The sequence below is a fragment of the Ramlibacter sp. WS9 genome, assembly GCF_003797765.1.
In the GTDB taxonomy this organism is placed as follows: domain Bacteria; phylum Pseudomonadota; class Gammaproteobacteria; order Burkholderiales; family Burkholderiaceae_C; genus Ramlibacter.
The window spans coordinates 1-1,690 of the sequence record NZ_RKMB01000077.1; the positions used below are offsets into that span (position 1 = coordinate 1).

Annotated in this window: 2 protein-coding genes; both read right to left on the reverse strand. The window is 65.5% G+C overall.

The genetic code is table 11. The features are described 5' to 3' along the window. On the reverse strand, positions 1-728 hold a 728-nt coding region (locus EEB15_RS32960; RefSeq protein WP_141514222.1), incomplete at its 3' end, for a shikimate dehydrogenase. Positions 729-733: 5 nt separating this feature from the next. Next, positions 734-1,690, reverse strand: a 957-nt coding sequence (locus EEB15_RS32965; RefSeq protein WP_141514223.1) for an aldehyde dehydrogenase family protein, incomplete at its 5' end; no start/stop codon positions are given.

The window sequence follows — 1,690 nt, forward strand, 5'->3', positions numbered from 1 at the left end:
GTTCTGCAACCACGCGCGGCGGCCGCGGCCAGCAATGGCGTCTGTGCCGGCTCCATGATGATTTCCGCGACGATCTGCGCCGCGTCCAGGGTCTCGGTGTTCAGTGGCAGTGCATCGCCGGGTCGCAGCCCAAGCGACGTCCCGTTGATCACCAGGCCGTGCCCGGAGGCAACTTCGTTGCCCACGGCAACCCGCACGGCGGGATACGCCTGCGCAACCCGCGCGAGCAGTGATCGCGCCTTCTCCGCGGAGCGATTGGCGATGGTCAGGCGGCTGACGCCCGCCTTGGCCAGCGCGAACGCGATGGCGCTCGCGGCGCCACCCGCCCCGGCCAGGTACGCCGACTGGCCACTCAACGCGATGTTGGCCGCGCGAAGCCCCTCGACGAAACCATCGCCATCCAGGATTCCGCCAATGAGGCGTCCTTCGGGCGTGCGCCGAATCACGTTGACGGCACCGACCTGCTGGGCGCCAACGGTGAGTTCATCGCAGAGGTCGACCACAGCTGTCTTGTGCGGGACCGTGACGACAAAGCCATCCAGGTTCTGGATGTCGCGGAGCCCATGCAAGGTTGCGCCGAGGCTGCCGGGCGTCACATGAAAAGGGACCATGACGCCGTCGAACCCCATGGATTCGAACAAGCGGTTGATGGCCTGCGGTGTTTTTACGTGGTGGATCGGGTCGGCCAGGATGCCGAAAATTCTCGTGTTTCCTGATATCGAATGCATGCTGCTCAAGCCAGGGTGTAGGCGGTTTTGACGCTGGTGTAGAACTCGCGGGCGTAGGCGCCCTGCTCCCGAGGCCCGTGGCTGGAGCCTTTGCGGCCGCCGAAGGGCGCGTGGTAGTCCACCCCGGCCGTCGGCAGATTGACCATGACCATTCCCGCGGTCGATCGGCGCTTGAAGTCGGTGGCGTATTTCAGCGACGTCGTGCAGATCCCCGACGACAGGCCGAAGATCGTGTCGTTGGCCACGTGCAAGGCCTCTTCGTAGTCGGCCACGCGAATGACCGTGGCGACCGGTCCGAAGATCTCTTCGCGGTTGACGCGCATCTGGTTGTGGGTCTCAGTGATCAAGGCTGGCGACAGGTAGTAGCCCGGCGCCTCGCGTTCGAGCAGCTCGCCCCCGAACGCCACGGTGCATCCCTCCTGACGCGCCAGGTCGATATAGAACCGGTCCTGGTCGAGCTGGTCCTGCGATGCGACCGGCCCGATGTCGGTGCCGGCCTTCAAGGCATGGTCCACCTTCAACGTTGACAGCCGCTCGCGCAACGCCGCGACAAAGCGATCATGGATTCCGGCCTGCACGATCAACCGGCTCGATCCCGTGCACCTCTGGCCCGTGGAAAAGAACGACCCATTCGTCGCAACGCTGACGGCGACTTCGAGGTCGGCGTCGTCGAGCACGACGAGAGGGTTCTTCCCGCCCATCTCCAACTGCACCTTCGCGCCGCGCTCCATGCACGCCATGCCGATGCGGCGCCCGGTGCTGACCGAGCCAGTGAATGTGAGCGCGCGGACCTTGGACGACGCAACGAGAGTCTGGCCGACCTTCGAACCGGGACCCATCACGAGATTGAACACGCCTGCAGGCAGTTGCCCGGCGCGCACGATGATCTCGGACAGGGCCCAGGCGCTCCCCGGCACCAGGTCGGCGGGCTTGAACACCACCGAGTTTCCATAGGCGAGCGC